General features: G+C 68.0%; 15 protein-coding genes. 4 read left to right on the forward strand and 11 right to left on the reverse strand.

Going from position 1 to position 15,556, the window contains the following annotated elements:
• Positions 1-64: 64 nt before the first annotated feature.
• Complete coding sequence (locus F4Y45_05230) at positions 65-1,159, forward strand: HupE/UreJ family protein (GenBank protein ID MXY23908.1); 1,095 nt, start codon at positions 65-67, stop codon at positions 1,157-1,159.
• Positions 1,160-1,164: 5 nt separating this feature from the next.
• On the opposite strand, the gene F4Y45_05235 is transcribed toward F4Y45_05230, so the two are convergent.
• Positions 1,165-1,485 (reverse strand): hypothetical protein, encoded by a 321-nt coding sequence (locus F4Y45_05235; protein ID MXY23909.1) that lies wholly within the window; start codon positions 1,483-1,485, stop codon positions 1,165-1,167.
• Between the two features lie 183 nt (positions 1,486-1,668).
• Between F4Y45_05235 and F4Y45_05240 the strand changes: the two genes are divergently transcribed.
• Both F4Y45_05240 and F4Y45_05245 read left to right on the forward strand, forming a co-directional pair.
• Positions 1,669-3,891, forward strand: coding sequence for a PQQ-binding-like beta-propeller repeat protein (locus tag F4Y45_05240; protein ID MXY23910.1), 2,223 nt, complete (start codon positions 1,669-1,671; stop codon positions 3,889-3,891).
• Positions 3,747-5,339, forward strand: coding sequence for a PQQ-binding-like beta-propeller repeat protein (locus F4Y45_05245; protein ID MXY23911.1), 1,593 nt, complete (start codon positions 3,747-3,749; stop codon positions 5,337-5,339). Before F4Y45_05240 ends, F4Y45_05245 begins: the two co-directional genes overlap by 145 nt.
• Here F4Y45_05245 and F4Y45_05250 read toward each other — a convergent pair whose 3' ends face one another.
• Genes F4Y45_05250 through F4Y45_05265 form a run of 4 tightly spaced genes read right to left on the reverse strand, consistent with a single transcriptional unit; the run spans position 5,340 to position 9,784 of the window.
• Positions 5,340-6,785 (reverse strand): amidohydrolase family protein, encoded by a 1,446-nt coding sequence (locus tag F4Y45_05250; GenBank protein MXY23912.1) that lies wholly within the window; start codon positions 6,783-6,785, stop codon positions 5,340-5,342.
• Between the two features lie 35 nt (positions 6,786-6,820).
• Positions 6,821-9,037 carry a multicopper oxidase family protein gene (locus tag F4Y45_05255; protein ID MXY23913.1) on the reverse strand — a complete coding sequence of 739 codons (2,217 nt, stop codon included), beginning with the start codon at positions 9,035-9,037 and terminating at the stop codon, positions 6,821-6,823.
• A 20-nt stretch (positions 9,038-9,057) separates the two neighbouring features.
• Positions 9,058-9,438, reverse strand: a complete 381-nt coding sequence (locus tag F4Y45_05260; protein ID MXY23914.1) for a type II toxin-antitoxin system VapC family toxin — start codon at positions 9,436-9,438, stop codon at positions 9,058-9,060.
• The gene (locus F4Y45_05265) at positions 9,425-9,784 is read right to left on the reverse strand and encodes an AbrB/MazE/SpoVT family DNA-binding domain-containing protein (protein ID MXY23915.1); all 360 of its coding nucleotides are present in this window, start codon (positions 9,782-9,784) and stop codon (positions 9,425-9,427) included. The genes F4Y45_05260 and F4Y45_05265 overlap by 14 nt, the downstream gene beginning before the upstream one ends.
• 202 nt (positions 9,785-9,986) lie before the next feature.
• Here F4Y45_05265 and F4Y45_05270 point away from each other — a divergent pair, with 202 nt between their 5' ends.
• Positions 9,987-10,190: a cold shock domain-containing protein gene (locus F4Y45_05270; protein MXY23916.1), complete on the forward strand. Its 204-nt coding sequence runs from the start codon at positions 9,987-9,989 to the stop codon at positions 10,188-10,190.
• Positions 10,191-10,239: 49 nt separating this feature from the next.
• Here F4Y45_05270 and F4Y45_05275 read toward each other — a convergent pair whose 3' ends face one another.
• From F4Y45_05275 to F4Y45_05300, 6 genes are all read right to left on the reverse strand, one after another.
• Positions 10,240-10,635, reverse strand: a complete 396-nt coding sequence (locus tag F4Y45_05275) for a hypothetical protein (GenBank protein ID MXY23917.1) — start codon at positions 10,633-10,635, stop codon at positions 10,240-10,242.
• 27 nt (positions 10,636-10,662) lie between these two features.
• Complete coding sequence (locus tag F4Y45_05280) at positions 10,663-11,325, reverse strand: siderophore-interacting protein (protein ID MXY23918.1); 663 nt, start codon at positions 11,323-11,325, stop codon at positions 10,663-10,665.
• Between the two features lie 29 nt (positions 11,326-11,354).
• Complete coding sequence (locus F4Y45_05285; GenBank protein ID MXY23919.1) at positions 11,355-12,281, reverse strand: c-type cytochrome; 927 nt, start codon at positions 12,279-12,281, stop codon at positions 11,355-11,357.
• 106 nt (positions 12,282-12,387) lie between these two features.
• Positions 12,388-12,783 (reverse strand): type II toxin-antitoxin system VapC family toxin, encoded by a 396-nt coding sequence (locus tag F4Y45_05290; GenBank protein ID MXY23920.1) that lies wholly within the window; start codon positions 12,781-12,783, stop codon positions 12,388-12,390.
• An 11-nt stretch (positions 12,784-12,794) separates the two neighbouring features.
• Positions 12,795-13,067: a type II toxin-antitoxin system prevent-host-death family antitoxin gene (locus F4Y45_05295; GenBank protein MXY23921.1), complete on the reverse strand. Its 273-nt coding sequence runs from the start codon at positions 13,065-13,067 to the stop codon at positions 12,795-12,797.
• 129 nt (positions 13,068-13,196) lie between these two features.
• Positions 13,197-15,425 (reverse strand): carboxypeptidase regulatory-like domain-containing protein, encoded by a 2,229-nt coding sequence (locus tag F4Y45_05300; GenBank protein MXY23922.1) that lies wholly within the window; start codon positions 15,423-15,425, stop codon positions 13,197-13,199.
• Positions 15,426-15,556 lie beyond the last annotated feature (131 nt).

Genomic DNA, 15,556 nt, shown 5'->3' on the forward strand with positions numbered 1-15,556 from the left:
GGCGGCACGATGGATAATCGGTGGCGTGAAACGTCTCGGCGCCGCTCTCCCGCTTGTTTGGCTCCTGCCCGTAGGCTGGCTCCTGCCCGCCGCGACGGCCGCGGCGCATCCGCTCAGCTTCACTCAGGTAACGCTGACGCTGCAGCCGGAAGGCACCTTCTCGGCGGATCTGATCTACGACCTGGACGCCCTGGCGCTGGGCGTGCCGATCGACACCGACGACGCGGAGCTGGCCGCCGCGCTGTCCGGCCTCCCGCCGGATGAGTTCGAACGGCGCGTCGAGCGGTTACGTAACCTCTTCGAACGGCGGGTCCGCGTCCGGTTCGACGGCGAGCCGGCCCCGTTCGACGTCACGTTCCCCGACTACGGCACGCCGCGCGCCACGGACGCGGAGATTCCGACCGTGCTCGGTCTGACCGCGCGTCTGACCGGAGAGATTCCGGACGGCGCGTCCAATGTCGGCTTCTTCGCCTCTCGCGCATTCGGCGAAGTACACCTGACAGTGGTCGACGGCGCCCGCGGCGCCGAAGTCCGGTCCGTCCTCGAGGCGGGCGCCCGGAGCGACCCGTTCGACCTGACCGCGCCCATCGAGCCGCCCGGCCGCGCCGAGGTGGCGGGTCTCTACGCCCGGCTCGGCTTCATTCACATCGTGCCGGAGGGAACGGATCACATCCTCTTCGTGCTCGGCCTGTTCCTGCTGAGCGCGCGGCTGCGCCCGCTCGTCTGGCAGGTCACGGCGTTCACCGTCGCCCACGCGGTAACCCTGACGCTCGCCGCGTTCGACGTCGTGACCCTGCCGCCCCGCGTCGTCGAACCGCTTATCGCGCTGTCCGTGGCCTACGTCGCCATCGAGAACGTGCTTACCGACCGCATGACGCGCTGGCGGCCGGCCGTGGTCTTCGGCTTCGGCCTGCTGCACGGCCTCGGCTTCGCCGGCGTGCTGGGCGAGCTGGGACTCCCCGAGGACGAACGCCTGCTCGCCCTCCTGTCGTTCAACGCCGGGATCGAAGTGGGACAGCTCGCGGTCATCGCCACCGCGGCGCTCGCGCTCTGGTGGTGGCGGTCGAAGCCCTGGTACCGCCGGCGCGTGACGGTGCCCGCGTCGCTGGCGATCGCTGCGGTCGGACTGGTCTGGGCGGTCGAGCGCGCCCTGGGATGAGGGCGTCAGGCGGAAGGTTCGCTCTCGGCGCGGCGCGCGATCAGGCGGCCGATCGCCTTCAGCTTGCTCCAGAAGAAATCGAACTGGCCGAGCAGCGCGCCGTAGCCCAACAGCAGGAGCTGGTAGATCGGCAGCATGATCACCAGGTAGATCAACCAGCCGAGCCAACCCGGAGTCCCGGCCGGTAGCAGCCACGCCGTCACTGGTCCCTTCAGGCCGGCGGTTGTGATGCCGGCGAGAGAGAACGCGGTCAGGATGGCAACGACACCGACGGGGCCAACCCCCCACCGGGATTTCATCCGCTCGACGAGTCCGGGCCGCGTCATCAATCGATTGTCGGGCTGCCGGGTTGAGATGGGCCGCGTCGCGCTGCGGTAAACGTCGCCCAGGCGTGCCGGGTCGGATCGTATCAGACCGGTCGCGGGCGGTCCTGCGCGGCGGAAGCGCGCGGGGGGCCGCGTGCTAGAATCCGGGTTTCGCGCGGACTCCAATTGAACGAGGGATTGGCAATGATCAGGGTGACTTTTTCCCCGCCGCGGCGCCCCGTCGTCCTTGCGTTGTGCCTCGCCGCGGCGGGACTCCTCCTGCCGGCGGCCGGCGCGGAGGCGCAGGACTGGCCGAGCTGGCGAGGGCGGGCGCAAACCGGCGTCTCCGAGTTGACCGGACTCCCGTCGAGCTGGTCGGTGGACGGTGAGAACCTCGTCTGGTTCCAGCCCTACATCGCGCGGTCGACGCCGGCCGTCTTCGACGGGCGCGTCTGCGCCAACGGACGGACGGGCGAGGATGTCGAAAAGAAGGAGATCGTCACGTGCTGGAACGCCGACGACGGCACTGAGCTGTGGGAACACACCTTCAGCGTTCTGAACACCACCGTTCCGTACAACCGGGTCGGCTGGGGCAGCGTCACCGGCGATCCGGAAACCGGCTATCTCTACGCGCTGAACGTCGACGGCCATCTGCATGCATTCGACCGTGAGGGAGAGATCGTCTGGAGCTGGCGCCTGCACGAGGATTTGGGCCGCGCGTCGGGCTACGGGGGCCGGACCTCGACCCCCGTCATCGACGAGGACCGGCTGATTCTCAGCGTCATCGGCTCGGCCTGGGGTGATCTCGGCGGTCCCCCGCGGCACCGCTACGTGGCGTTCAACAAGGCGAACGGCAACGTCGAGTGGGTCTCGACGCCGGGCGGCCAACCGGCTGATATGAACACGCAGTCGGTGCCGATCATCGCCGTCGTGAACGGGCAGCGGCTGATCATCGACGGGAACGCCGACGGCCACATCTACGCGCTGCAGGCCCGGACCGGCAAGAAGATCTGGGAGTTCCACCTCAGCCAGCGCGGCATCAACGTGTCGCCGGTGATCGACGGCAACACCGTCTATGTCGCCCACAGCGAGGAGAACATCGACGTCGGAACGATGGGGCGTGTCGTGGCGCTCGACGCCACGCGCGAGGGCGATATCACGGAGACGGGCGAAGTCTGGCGAATCAACGAGCTGGCCGTCGGCTTTTCGTCGCCGCTGATTCACGAGGGCCGCCTTTACCTGATCGACAACTCGGCCAACCTCTACGCGATCGACGCGTCCGACGGGACCGTGCTCTGGGAAGAAAGCGTCGGCAACGTGGGCAAGTCGTCGCCGGTGTGGGCGGACGGCAAGCTCTACGTCACCGAGGTCAACGGCAACGTCCACATCCTCCAGCCCGGCGATGACGGCGTCGAGTTTCTCGACAGCGACGAGCTGGAAGTCGAGGACGGACGCTACGCGGAGATCTACGGTTCGTTCGCCCCGGCCTACGGTCGGCTCTACGTCACGGCGGAGTCCGGCATCTACTGCATAGGCGACCCCGACGCGGCGTTCGCCGCGACGCCGGGCGAGACGCCGCCGCTCGGCGCCGAGGCCGACGCCGCCGGAACCGTCGCGAGCATCCAGGTCCACCCGGCCGAGGTGATCGCCAGCGCCGGCGAGACCCTCCGCTTCCGCGTCGAGGCATTCGATGCGAACGGGCGCTCCCTCGGCCCGCGCGACGCCACGTGGTCGCTGGATGGACTGACCGGGGCGCGCCTCCGCGTCAACGGGGAGTTTCAGTCGCCTCCCCAGTCGGCCAACGACGCGGGCCGGGTGATCGCGACGGTCGGCAACGTCTCCGGCGCGGCCCGCGTCCGGATCTTCTCGCCCCTCCCCTGGGCGGAGAACTTCGAGGGCGGCCGGCCCGGACACTGGATTGGCGGCGGCGGCAGCCTCGCCGCGGTCGACGAAGGCGGCGAGCAGCTCTTCCGCAAGGGTCCGTCGCGCACCGGCATCCACCGGCACGCCATCTACATCGGCCCGTCCCGCATGTCGAACTACACCGTGCAGGCCGACGCGATGTCGACCGAGAAGGGTCGCCGGCGACCCGACATCGGCCTCATCAACAGCGGCTACACGATGGACCTGCAGGGCAACCACCAGCGGATCGAGGTCCGCTCCTGGGCAGCCGAGCTGCGGATGGCGAAACGGTTCGATTTCGCGTGGGATCCGAACGTCTGGTACACGCTGAAACTGCGGGTCGACACGGACGCCGACCGCGCGCTGATCCGGGGCAAGGTATGGCCCCGGGGCGAAGCGGAGCCGGAAGCATGGACGGTGACCGTGGAGGATCCCCAGCCGGTGCGCAACGGCAGTCCCGGCCTCATCGGCTACTCGCCCATCGACATCTACTACGACAACGTGCGTGTAATGGAGAACCAATGACTCGACTCCCGCTGATCACCGGAACCTGCATCGCGCTCCTCGCCGCCCTGGCCGCGCCGGCCGCCGCGCAGGAGGTGGCGATGTTCGGGAACACCCCCGACCGCAACATGGTGTCGGACGAGACCGGCGTCGTCTCGGAATGGGACGTCGACACCGGGCGGAACGTCCTCTGGTCGCAGCCCGTCGGATCGCAGGCGTACGGCGGACCGGTGGTGGCCAACGGCCGGGTCTACGTCGGCACGAACAACGAGGGACGGCGCGATGCGGCGATCGAGGGGGACAAGGGCGTCGTCATGGCGTTCGACTCCGCGAGCGGCGACTTCCTCTGGCAGATGGTCCACCCGAAGCTGTCGTCGGGGCGCGTGAACGACTGGCCGCTGCAGGGCGTCTGCTCCACCGCGTTCATGGATGGCGACCGTATCTGGTACGTCTCCAACGAGGCGCACGTCGTCTGCCTCGACGCCAAGGGCCTCGCCGACGGCAACGAGGGACCGTTCATGGACGAGGAGAACATGGGCGACCAGAACGGCGACATCATCTGGTCCTACGACATGATCGGCGAGCTGGACGTCTTCCCGCACAATCTGGCCACCGGGTCGCCCCTCATCGTCGGTGACGTGCTCTTCACGGTGACCAGCAACGGTGTCGACGAGGGGCACGTCAACATCCCGTCGCCCTTCTCGCCCGACTTCATCGCCCTCGACAAGAACACGGGCGAGTTGCTCTGGGAATCGAACCCGGTGAGCGAGGGCATCCTGCACGGCGCCTGGACGAACCCCGCCTACGCGGTCGTCGAGGGACGCGCCCAGGTGATCTTCGCGGGCGGCAACGGCGTCATCTACAGCCTCGACCCGGAGACGGGCGACCTGCTCTGGGAGTTCGACTGCAATCCGAAGGACTCCGAGTGGATCCTGGGTGGCCGGGGCACGCGCAACAACATTCTGTCGACTCCGGTGGTTTACAACGACAGGGTCTACATCGGCGTCGGCCAGGACCCGGAGCACGGCGAGGCGCCAGGCCACTTCTATGTGATCGACGCCACCGGCAGCGGTGACGTGACCGACACCCACGTCGTCTGGCACCGCGGCGGCGAGGACTTCTACCGGACGATGTCGACCGCCGCGATCGCCGACGGCGTCCTCTACATCTCCAGCCTCTCCGGCTTCCTGCACGCCCTCGACCCGGAGACGGGCGAGGAGTTCTGGACCTACGACACGTTCGCGGCGGTCTGGGGCTCGCCGTTCGTCGTCGACGGCAAGGTGTTCCTCGGCGACGAGGACGGCGACGTCGTCGTCCTGCAGGCCGGCCGCGAGATGGAGGTCCTGGGCGAATTCAACCTGGGCGCCGCCGTCTACTGCACGCCGGTCGTCCGCGACGGCATCCTCTACATCCTCACCCGGAACCGTCTGTGGGCGTTCCAGGAAGGCGCGCAGGGCGAGCCGTTCTGATCACCGCAGGCCGACGAGGCCTGTAACGGACTCCGCGAGGGCCGGCGCGTCGTAGCCGACGCCTTCCTTGAAGACCAGGGTGACGTTGCGGATCTCGGCCTCGCGGCGCACCGGGTCGCCGTCGATGACGATGAGGTCGGCCAGCTTGCCCGGCTCGATGGAACCGAACTCGGCATCCTCGCCGAGCACGCGGGCGCCGTTGAGCGTCATGATCCGGATGACCTGCTCCGGGCTGAACCCGGACTCGAGCAGCAGCTCGTAGTGGCGCTGGTTGCCGTAGCCCGGAAGCGCCCCGCCCAGGCCGGTGGGATCGACACCGGCGGCCAGTAGCCCGCCCGCCTCGACGAACATCCGTTCGAACTCCTGCGCCTTGGGGAACAGCGTCGCCATCGGCGCGTCGTCGCGCGCCGCGATATCGTCGCGCGACTGCAGGTACTCCTCGCGGGCGCCGGGAGCGAGCGCGTCGAGGACGCGTTGCTCCAGGGGCGGGCGGTTGGGGACGTGCAGCTCGTAGACCGGGAGGGTCGACGTCATGGCGACGCCCTGCTCGACCAGGGCGCGGATGGTGGCCGCCACCTCCTCGCCTTCCAGATCCACGTCGAGCAGGCTGCGCTGCACGCCGGGCGGGCAGACGCCCGGCTGCTTGTTCGGGACGTAGTCGCTGTTCGTGAAGAAACCGTGCTCGATGTTGTCTATCCCGAGATCCACCGCCTCCTGGAACGAAATCGAGCAGAGGTGGCCGGTGACCTTGACGCCCCGCTGGTGCGCCTCGTCGATGGCCGCGGCCAACTCCTCGTCGCCGATGCGCGTGTAGGCCTTGAACCAGTCGACGCCTTCCTCCGCCCAGTAGGCGACGACGCGGCGGGCATCCTCCGGGGTCCCCACCTGGAACATCTGCGACATCGCGCCGGCCCCGGACAGGTACGGCCCGGTGATGTACATGCGCGGGCCGATCTCCTGACCCTCCTGGATCGCCCGCTTGAGGTTCAGCTCGCTGTAGGGCGAGAAGGCGCCGGTCGTCCGGATAGTGGTCACCCCGCTCGCCAGGTACAGCCGCGGCGCGCTGAAGTTGAGCTGCACGCGCCGGCCGCGGGTCATGTAGAAGGTGTGGTCGTGCAGGCCGACGAAGCCGGGGAGAACCGTGTCGCCGTCGAGGGCGAGAACGCGGGCGCCGTCCGGCAGGTCGACTTCGGCGTCCGGTCCCACCGCGGCGATGCGGCCATCGCGAATCAGGATGGTCTGCCCGCTGGCGGCGGGGGCGCCGGTCCCGTCCACCACCTGCACGCCGGTCAGCGCCACCGTCGGGTCGCTAATCTCGACGAACTCCCGCACCGCGGCGGACAGCGACCCCGCCGACTGCGCCGCGGCGGGCGATGCGGCGGCGAGCACGACGAAGGTGGCCGCGAGGGTAACGAAAAAGACACGTCCGACGATCGGCATGGGCATGGCGACTCCTGTACGCGGCGGCGCTTCGTGGCCGGTCAGGGCCGGCCCGAGGGCGGCCCGCCGGCGACATCGAAGACCAGCTTCATCCCCGATTCGAGGTGCTCGGAGATGTGGCAATGTAGCATCCACCGCCCGGGGTTGGACAATTCCAGGAGCAGGTCGGCGGTCGAGCCGGCCGGCAGCAGCGTGGTGTCCTTCCAGACCAGGTTGTCGTTCGGCACGCCGTCTCGGCTCAGCACCAGGAACCGCTGGCCGTGGATGTGGACCGGGTGCTGCATGGCGTGCACGGCGTTGCGGTCGTTGCGCAGGCGGATCCTGACCACGTCGCCGCGGGTGAAGCGCCAGTCGATGGCGTCGTTCTCGAGGCCGGTGTCGAGATCCCGCAGGATCCACCGCACCTGATCGGCCGTCGTGACCCAGTTCATGCGCGGCATCGTGCCGCTCCACTCCACCGGGTTGAAGAACGACCGGTCCACGTTCAGCAGCGGCTCGATCGGGTCCGGCAACTCGCCGATCTCCAGCGTCAGCAGCAACCGGTGGTCGACCGGCCGGTCGAATTCGTCCCGGTAGCGGTCGATGTCGGCCGTAACGTCCGGATGATCGCGCAGCTCCCGAAAGCTGGCCGCATGGTCCGGCGCCGCCCGCGTGCCGGTCACGGTGACCGTGCCGAGCGTCGTGTCGTCCGGGAAGAAGTTCCCGTAGACGTGGTCGATCGCCTGCACGCGATTGACGAGCGGCGCCTCGCCTGGCGTGTCGAAGCGCACCTCGACGATGTAGCGCTCGGCCGGCGCGATGACCACGCTGTCGACCCAGTCCTGCCGCTCGAACTTGCCGATGTCGGACGCCACCACCTTGATCGCGGCGCCGCCGAACGACAGGTTGAACGTGCGCGTGTTCGAGACGTTGGTCAGGAAGAAGCGGACCACCTCTCCCCGCGCGACCGTGAGCCGATAGTCGGGCTCGCCGTTGACGAGCAGCAGGTTGCCGAAGCGCCCCATCATCGCGTGAGTGGCGCGCTGGCGGCCGAACGGCGCGAGGCCGGCCTCGTCGACGAGGAGGTCGTCGAGCATCAGCACCTCCTCGCGGTTAGCCGGCCCGAAGTACTCCGGGTCGGCCGCGTCCACCCGCAGGTTGCCGTGGAGCCCCAAGTCCTGCTGGACGTCCTCCCGGTGATGCGGGTGATACCAGTAGAGGCCGGCGTCCGGGAAGTGGATCCGGTACTGGAACGTCTCGCCCGGCTCGATGGGATCCTGCGTCAGGCCGGGAACGCCGTCGTAGCGGTTCTCGAGCCGGATCCCGTGCCAGTGGACGGCGGTCGGCAGTTCCAGACGGTTGGTGACGTTCACCGTGATCGTGGCGTCCTGCGGCACCTGGATGAGGGGACCCGGGTACTGCCCGTTGAAGCCGTACATCGTGAACGTGCGCCCGTCGATCGTGCGCTCGACGAGACCGGCCTCCAGATCGAGCGTGCCGCCGTCGCCGAGCCGGACGATCTCGCGCGGGCGGGCAGCCCGCGGGCGGGCCGCCGGGAGCGGGTCCGCCGCCGCGGGCAGGAACGGATCCACGGGCGGGGTCAGGCGGCCGACGCCCGGCATCATCGCCACGGACGGATGCATCGGCGGCCGCGTCCAGCCGCGCGCGGGGGGCGGCAGCTCCGCGCCGGCCACCATTCCGGTCACGGCCAGCAGATCCTCCGGCTCCATGCGCCTGCCGGCCGACGTTCCGCGCAGAACGATGCGTCCGTCCCACGCCGGCGCATTCGGATCGGCCTCGGCGGTGACGAGCAAGACGAACTTGTTGAGGTCGACGGGACCTACCGTCGTCCGGCCGTTCCCCACCGGTCCCAGGTTCACGACCGGCCGGAGCCGCGGCGTGGTCGCCCAGGCCACGTAGCCGGTGTAGTCGCCGAGCGACGCCGGATCGGGCAGGCCGTCGATGTGGAACGTCAGATCGAAGCGATGCCGGCCGTCCACCGTCACCGAAACCCCGAACGGAGAGGACGGCGGCGTGAGCTCCACATGGCCCACCGCGCCGGGGAAATCGGGGGCGTGGATCAGCTCGATGCAGTACAGGTCCGGGTCGGCGGCGGGGCCGAGCGCATCGAGGGCCGGGCACCCGAGGGCATCACCGACTTCCTGCCCCTGCGCCGCGGACGGAGCGAACGCCGCGACGGGTACAGCCAGCAGCCACGCCGCGAGGCAGGCCAGGAGAATCGCCGCCCGGGAGGCGTCGTGGTTCCGGTGCAAGCCCATGGAGGTCAATCCACCTCGACTCACAGCCGGTGCGTTCCGTCCAGACGCGCCATTTTCCGGTCGAACGTTCCGACCGGGACGTGCCCCGCCTTGCGCGCGGCCTCTACCACCAGGCAATCGGAGAACCCGATCGACCGTTCTCGCTCGAACATCGAGTGCGCCCTTCTGACAACGTCTTCATCCTGCAACGTCAGGCGGTCGTGCTCGATCAGCATGTCAACAACCGTTCCGATGCGCTTACGATTCAAACCGTAGACGGAGTCCAGAACCCAGACAGCTTCCGCGAGTACCAGGAGCGGCACCCACGCACCACGCGCGACGAACGCTTCGGCGCGGGAAACCTGCTCCGGATCGTCCCGCGCGAGCAGGCGAACGAGAACGTTCGTGTCAACGGCGCGCATGTGAGCGTCGCATGTGCGAGCGAATGCCCTCGTCCAGGCTCGCGAGGCTCTTGCGCGGCGGCGGGCGGCTGAACACAGCCCTGTGAATGTCCAGGGATGAGTAGGTTGACGCCCTCCGAACGATCACTTCCTCACCACGCTCGCACCACTCGATCCTCGATCCTTTCGTCAGTCCGAGTCTGCGCCGGATGCGCGCTGGAATCGAAACCTGCCCCTGGGACGTGATCCTCGATTCGATCGTCCCCCCGTTCTCGTGTCCGTCGTGCACTATAGGATTGTCGCATGCATTACCCCGGTAATCAATATTGGGGGCAGGATTCAGCCCTTGCCAGGGTGGCGAGAACATGACAAACTCCTGCAGCTACTTTTCTGAGACCTGCCGCTGATTCTCGACGTTCTGCCGAAGCTGAAGCTCCAATCCTCACCAAAGCGGCTACCTACGTACGCGCGGCTTCATGAAGGAAGCTGAGAGGCACGGCCGTCAACTTGACAGTCTCCTCGGCGCGTTCGCGGCCAATGACGGCCGAATTCACTCAGGGGACTCACACATGTCAACCACGACCGGCACCATCAAGCGCATGACGGACAGGGGCTTCGGCTTCATCGCCGCACCCGACGGCGTCGAGTACTTCTTCCACCGCTCCGCGTGCACGAGCACGCCATTCGACGCGCTGCGCGAGGGCGATAGCGTGACGTTTACGCTTGGCCAAGGCCCGAAGGGTCCTCGCGCCGAGAACGTCACCCCCGCCTGACCGGATCATTCGGATCCGCTCTCGGCGGCCGACTACCCTCGGCGCGAGGCTAGAAATCGGCGGGGGCCGGCGCGTTCCCGCCGTCCCAGTCCTTGACGGATCCATCCGCCGCCCGCAGGAATCCGAGCAGGCATCCGGGCGAGCCGTCCCGGACCGGGTGGCAGCGCGCCTTGACGGCGTCGCCCGGCCGGATGTAGTCGCGCGTGACGCCGATCTCCTCCAGCCCGTTGCGGTCGGTCGCCTCCAGGGCCCATATCTGCGACTCGCCGTCGGGTCCCTCCACCTCCACGTAGAGCCAGGAATGCGGGACCAGCAGGTGCAGTTCCGTGACCACGCCCTCGATGTCCGTGAACGTGTCCGAGTAGTTGCCGTGAGAATGGTGCGCCCCGGCCGGCAACGCCAGGGCAACCGCAAAGACCGCCGCAAGAGTCAGTTTGAATCGCATGCTCGTCCTCCTCACGCGCTTCTCCGTTCAGAACACGGCCGGGACGCGGGGCGGCGCCGGGAACCCGTTGGAGTACGTGGACTCGTAGCGAAGTCCGTCCCCGTTCTCGTCAAGCCATCCCAGGGACTGCTGGAAGAGCGCCGGCTCGGGATAGCCCCGAGGGACGGTGCCTTCCAGGACGTAGAGCTTGTTCTCGTGCATGTAGATCGACACGAACGTGCGGGACTCGTCGGGATTCGTCAGGTGTAACTGGTGCCCTTCGACGCGATCGACGGTGTTGTAACCCAGGTGCGTCGCCTCGCCGTCCCGCTGCAGGAACTTCCAGGTCGCGAACAGCATCGCGCCCAGCACATCGTGCCTCCAGTACCCCTCGCCAGTGAGCCCACCTCCGCTGCACCGCTCCGCGCCCGGCGGGCAATCCTGGGTCCTCTCGGTGAGGATTCGCTCCGCGTGGCTGTAGTCGGCGACCGTGACGGTGTAGCGGCTCGGACCGGACTCGGCGGCGTACACGCGCGCCGGCAACTCGGCCCCGAACTCGGAGACCCAGGTCGTTTCCGTCACCTGCGGCTGGCCCGGGAAGTTGCAGGTGAAGCGATCTTCCTGGCTCGCGAACTCGATCCACTCCTGCGCCGGCGCGGCCGCGGGAATCGACAGGATTGACGCCATCGCGACGACTGTAATCAGGCGCATTGTCATTCCTCCCAGGGGTGGCTCCTCACTCAGGGGTCCTGCCGGCAACGGTCCGCTCCCACGCCGCGCCCTTCGGCGCCCGCGTCACGGTAGACGGCGTGGCAGTTGTCGCAAGCGTCGTTGAGCTGGTCGGTGACCTCGAACACGGCATCGACGCTCCTGGACTGCGACGCCCGATAGGCGGCCCGCCCCGCTTCCACGAGGGCTTCGGTGAACTCCCGCCAATCGGCCCGATCCACGGGAACCGGCCTCCCGTTCTCACACCGGCGTCCCGGCGCCAGGAACAGGGGGGCCGACTCGGCCAGCGCCAGCGCGGCCAGGTCGATGGCCTCCCATCCGGGGTAGACCGTGGCGCCCCACTCGACGTAGTCGAACGGCCTCGCGCCCGTCGGCGGCGGCATGCTGGCCCCCGGGTCCTTGATCTGCACGTTGAAGACGGTATTGGAAGCGGGAAAGGCGATGGCGCGCATCAGTTGGGCGAGGTTGGCGAGCGGCGCAACGGGAACGTCGCCGCCCGCGGGGGCCGCGGAAGCGGCGGACGACACGGGGAGCGCCAAGCCCGGCAACGCGGCGTCGGTCAGTTCCGCCGGCCCGGCCGGGAAGCCGCCAGCCTGAAGGATGTAGGCCCCAAGATCGATCGATTCGTCACGCGAGAGGGGCGCCGGCGCCTGTAGGGGCATGGTGTTCTGGATCTTGTCGACCAGCTCCACCACCGGACGCGCGCTCCAGATCGACAGGAAGCCGTCGCCGGCGAGCGGGGGACCGACGGTGCCCTCCAGCGCGTCGCCGTGACAGGTCGCGCATTGATCCTGGTAGACCTGCCGGCCGCGCGTCGCCTGTTCGACGGTGTACACACCCTCGGTCACCGTCTGCGCTTGTGCAGCGTCCCCGGCAAGGACGCATGTCAGGGCGAGCAACCCGATCGCCACACGCTCGAATCGAAGCGGCGCGACCATCACGAACCTACCTTATCGCCGGTCGCTCACCCCCGCAAGACTGGGAAAAGCGTCAGTTTGCCAGCGGATGCGGGCGGACCTGGAATGTCACGAGAATAGGAGCCCGCTACGGCGCGATCGTCAGTGGATGCGCAACCAGTTGACGATCCGTTGTAAGTAGTCTCAAGCCTTCTTTCTGGGCCTGCAACAGGAGCATCTCATCGAACGGGTCATGGTGAGCGATGGAAACGTCGAGTTTCCGCGCAGCGTGATTGACGGTCATCGGGAGGAACGTCACGTCCTGTTGTTCCAGCGCGGCAATCACATCTTCCGGGTCGAAGCGACTCTTTCGGGCGCCAGCCCGGTCGCGAGCCTGGAACTTGAGCCGCATCTCCCAGATCGACACGGCGCTGACGAAAATACGTGCGGCGTGGTCGTCCAGGAACCGGCGTTCGGCATCGGAGAGTCCGTCTCCGGTCGCCATGAACCGATAGAGGTAGAACGTGTCAAGAAGGACGTCCATCGGTCGCGTACCTACTCATTCTCAAGGCCCAGCACCCGACGGCTCAACGCCGGATCCTCGAATGCCTCCTTCCATTCCGCCACCTCGTCGGCCGGCGCGTTCTCGATGCCGAGCCTCCGTCGAGCCTCCTCCAGCTTGTCGAAGTCGATCCCTCCCCGCGGGCGGCAGCGCACCAACTCCACGGTCGGTACGCCGTGCCTGGTGATAACGACTCGCTCGCCCTTCTGGGCGGCTGAAATGAGCTCCGACAGTCGCGCCTTGGCTTCTCGCACCGCAAGTTCCACGGTTCACTCTCCTTGACCGGTTGGCTGTCAACTCAATATAGGCGGGCCGGGTTGACAAAACAAGACTACAACGTGACTACATAGCGCAATCCTCGTTGGCAGCCCGTTCCGTCGGCGCACTTCCTTGGTCTATTCCGCCAGCGGATGCGGCCGGAACTGGAACTTCACGAGAATCGGCTTGGAGATGGACCGGTACTCGCCGTTCTCGATGGCGAAACCATCCTCGGCGTGCCACACGGTGTCGGAGCCGGTTGACGAGTAGACGCCGCGGCCCTTCCACCCTGCGTCGGGATCGTCGATCCGGCCGTCGAGACCGCGCGGGTGAAAGCCGGCCAGAGGATAAGGCACCCGCATCACGACGGTCTCGCCGGTCTCGGGCAGGAGGGCGACGAGGGAATCGGAGCCCGTGCCGGTCGCAATCGGCACGTTCTCCCCGAGGCCCAAGGTGTCGAACTGATCGACCCAGTTGTAGTAGTTGTAGTCGGCCCGGATGTCGGTTCCCTTGAACGTGGGTCCCGGCAACGGGTAGAGGATCCACCCCTCGGCGCAGTGCCGCCCCTCGTGCGCCGTCGGCCCGGTCAGCGTTCCGCACCGGCTCCGATCGAAGCTGGCAAGGTGGTTGGTTCCCGACAGCGCCGTCCAGATGACGCCGTTACGGTCGACGTCGAGACCGCGCGGCATGAAGCCGACCTCACCGGTCGCCTCGACGTCCCAGCGTTCCGACGGCACCTCGAAGACCTCCGCGAGGCAACTCTCCGGCGGGTTGTCGCCTACCACCACGCGCACGATCCGGCCGGGATAGGAATCTTGCGCGCCCCAGACCGAGCCGTCGACCGGGTTGACGATGATGCCGTACGCTCCCACCTCCACGCGCGTATCCAGCGCCGGGTCGAAGTCGTACGTGCTCGCGGTGGCGTCCTCCTCGAACCGGGCGCCGCGCACGAGCGTCGGCTCGTTCCAGGGCTTCGTGATCCGGCCATCGCCGTTGGTGTCGATCACGGTCGGGCACCAGCCCTGCGCCAGTTGCCCGTCGCCCGTCTCGTCGAAGAGCTTCGTGTCGAGCCAGCCGAAGACGGGGCTGTTCGGCCGACTGAGGAACAACGTCTCGTTGTCGTCGTGCGCGAACTGGAGGTGATGGCTGCCGAAGCAGGTGTCCACCATCGTGAACTGCTGCGTCTCCGGGTCGTAGTAGCTCACGTTGCGGCCGGAGCGCTCCAGCGGGAAGTAGTCGCCGAACCGATTGCCGCCCCCCTCCCGGCACCATTCAGGCTGATTCTCCGGCGGGCGCAGCGTCGCCGTGTACCAGACCCGGCCCCGACTGTCGAGCATCGGGTTGTGAATGCTGGCCGGGTTGAAACGCGCGAGGTCCGCCAGGCGCGAGGGCGGATAGCCCGACTGGGCGTAGGACGCACGCATCGTCGAGCGATCCGCCAGGGTCGGGATGCGGACCATGGTCGCGGTGTGGGTATTCGGATCGAGCATGGCCAGGTTGTCGTTGGCGATGTCGACGCCGTAGATCGGGCCGTGGGCGTTCACGGTCGGATTGCGCTTGTCGGTGGACGCCTCGTCGTGGATCTTGCCCATCTCGTCGGTCCATTCCCACTGGGTCAGGACCAGGTTCCGCTCCACGCCCCGCGGGCGCGGCGGCGCCGGCGGCACCTCGCCGGTGGCGATGCGGTCGCTCCAGTCCGCGAACATGCGCAGCCCGCTCTCGCGCCCGAACCGCGACATCCACATGCTCATTTCGCCGCCGCGCTGCCCCATCCGGACACGTTGATCCCAGGCGTCGGCGGTCGAGTCGTACTGTTGACCGTCCGGGTGCTCGCGCGTGAACTTCCCTCCGACCTGGTGGCAACGCAGGCAGGCCTTCACGTTGTAGAAGTACTCGTGCCGCGTCCGAAGCTGCTCGCTGATGCCGTTACCCTCCGGGCCGGTGCCCGGGAACTCTCTCGCCTCCGGCGGCTCCAACAGCGACAGCCAGTGGCTGGCAGGATAGATCTCCGCGGCCTCCCGGGGCGTCGGCGCAGCCACGGCCGTCAAACGCAGGTCGTCGCCCGGAGCCGCCGCCACCGGCGCCGAATCGACCAAGCCATAGCCCCGCACCCAAACCGTATAGCCCGCCCGCGGAAGCTCCGGCAGGAGGAACCGGCCCTCGTCATCCGTCACGACAATCTTGCGGAACTTCGTCGGCAGAGCGCCGGTCTCGGCGATGACCCAGACGCCTGCCTCGGGTCCGGCGGTGCTGGTCACGACGCCGGTAATGGTGTCCGGATTGGTTTCCTGTGCACCCAGCGCGAGCCCCGTCGAACCGAGTGCCAGAAGCACCCCCAACGTCAACTGTTCAAGTCTTCGTGGCATCGTGCGCTCCCGCTGTCCCCTGCCTCCGACCCTTGCGTCTCCTGCCGACCATGACCGGTCGGCGGTCCGGCGTCAAGGCCACCTGTCGACCGGGTCCGAGTCGAGAGCTTGGAGCTGCGCCGCGGGAGATT

Source organism: Acidobacteriota bacterium, from assembly GCA_009838525.1.
Taxonomy (GTDB): Bacteria; Acidobacteriota; Vicinamibacteria; order Vicinamibacterales; family UBA8438; genus VXRJ01.